We start from the raw sequence: 1,638 nt of genomic DNA on the forward strand, positions 1-1,638 counted from the left end.
ATTAGAGTAAAAAAGAGTTTTCTTCTGGTTAGTAGCATAGTAGGCTGTTTAATTACAGCCTGCTTTCTTGTTCTGACTTGATATAGTCGATCCAGGTACTTTAAGAATTAGTTGATTATTAATTCTATGATAATAAACTGGAATTACTCATTAAGACCTTTATAAATCTTTTGGAGAGAATATAATATGATAATAAAAAAGTGTTTTCTGTTTCTTGTCTTCCTACTTTTGTCGAGTATTAATTTGTATGCTCAAGAAAGCAAAGTGTTATTTGCAGGAGCCTCTATGAGTAATATTACGCCTGATTTGGGTAGTGGTATTGTGGGTAACTTCGGCGGTAATCCCCCTGCTAAGTACATACATGATGAACTTTATGTACGCGCTTTGGTTTTGGATAACGGTGACAAGCGTATTGTCTTTGTTGTAGTGGATAATATATCCATTGCGCGGGAGGTTTTTGATGAAGCAAAAAAAAATATCCAGAAAGAGACTGGAATTGATCCGAAACATATATTGATGTCGGCGACCCATACCCATTCGTCTGTCAGTGGGACCTGGACAGGAAGAAGAAGACATTGGTGGAACTATGGACTTCCTTTTGATGATTATCAGTTGTTTCTGATCAAACGCATTGCCGATGGGGTCCGAAATGCCGTTAAGAACCTGGAGCCTGCCAAAATTGCGTGGGGTGTAGGAAGTGTCCCACAGCATGTGTTTAACCGGCGCTGGATCATGAAGGAGAAAGTGAAAAGTCCATTTGGGGGATATGAGGCGGTAAGAATGAACCCGGGCGTAAACAATGAAAATAAAAAAGAGCCGGCTGGTCCGACCGATCCGGATGTCTCTTTTATTTCCGTTCAGGCGCTAGATGGGAGGCCGATCTCTATACTCGCCAATTACTCCACACACTATGCAGGAGGAGTTCCCAAAAATGATGTTTCGGCCGATTACTTTGGTGTTTTTGCCGATCGAATCCAACAGTTAATAGGCGCCGATCGCCAGTTTCCACATTTTGTAGGAATTATGTCCAATGGCACTAGTGGAGATATTAATACTGTCAACTATGGTGGAGTACAAAGAAGATATGAACCCTATGAAAAGATGAAGGTTGTTGCAGAAGATCTTGCTCAAGAGGTGTATAGGGTGTATAAGGATCTTGAATATCACACTTGGATCCCTCTAGATGCTATACAGAAAGAGGTCTATTTGAAAACCCGCACCTCTACAGCAGAGCAGATAGCGCGTGCTAAACAGGTGTTGAAACGTCCTAAAGATAAAGAATATTGGCATGTCCATGAACGATCGTATGCTAACCGCCTACTTCGAATGGATGCAGAGTATCCTCGTGATATAAACATCATTTTGCAGGCTTACCGCATTGGAGATTTAGGGGTTTCTTCTCTTCCTTTTGAGGTGTTTGCAGAAACAGGTTTGGAGCTTAAAAAGAAAAGTCCTTTTAAAACAACTTTTACAATTGGACTGGCTAATGGAAGTTATGGGTATTTACCTCCACCAGAACAACATAAGCTCGGTGGCTATGAAACTTGGATCGGAACGAGTAAAGTACAAGAAGATGCTACGGTGATTTTGGTAGATGAGCTGGTGAAGATGTTTATAGAAATAAAATAAAACTAGGAA

Annotated in this window: 1 protein-coding gene; it reads left to right on the forward strand. The window is 40.7% G+C overall.

All coding sequences use genetic code 11. The features are described from left to right. Positions 1–285: 285 nt before the first annotated feature. Positions 286–1,629, forward strand: coding sequence for a neutral/alkaline non-lysosomal ceramidase N-terminal domain-containing protein (locus tag G5B00_RS17850; protein WP_205966475.1), 1,344 nt, complete (start codon positions 286–288; stop codon positions 1,627–1,629). The last annotated feature ends 9 nt before the right edge of the window (positions 1,630–1,638 follow it).

Origin of the sequence: Parapedobacter sp. SGR-10, from assembly GCF_011030405.1 — a bacterium.
Taxonomy (GTDB): domain Bacteria; phylum Bacteroidota; class Bacteroidia; order Sphingobacteriales; family Sphingobacteriaceae; genus Sphingobacterium.

Bases quoted from the DNA above. Each gene is read 5' to 3' on its own strand.
- G5B00_RS17850 (WP_205966475.1), top strand. From the start codon at position 286: ATGAGTAATATTACGCCTGATTTGGGTAGTGGTATTGTGGGTAACTTC.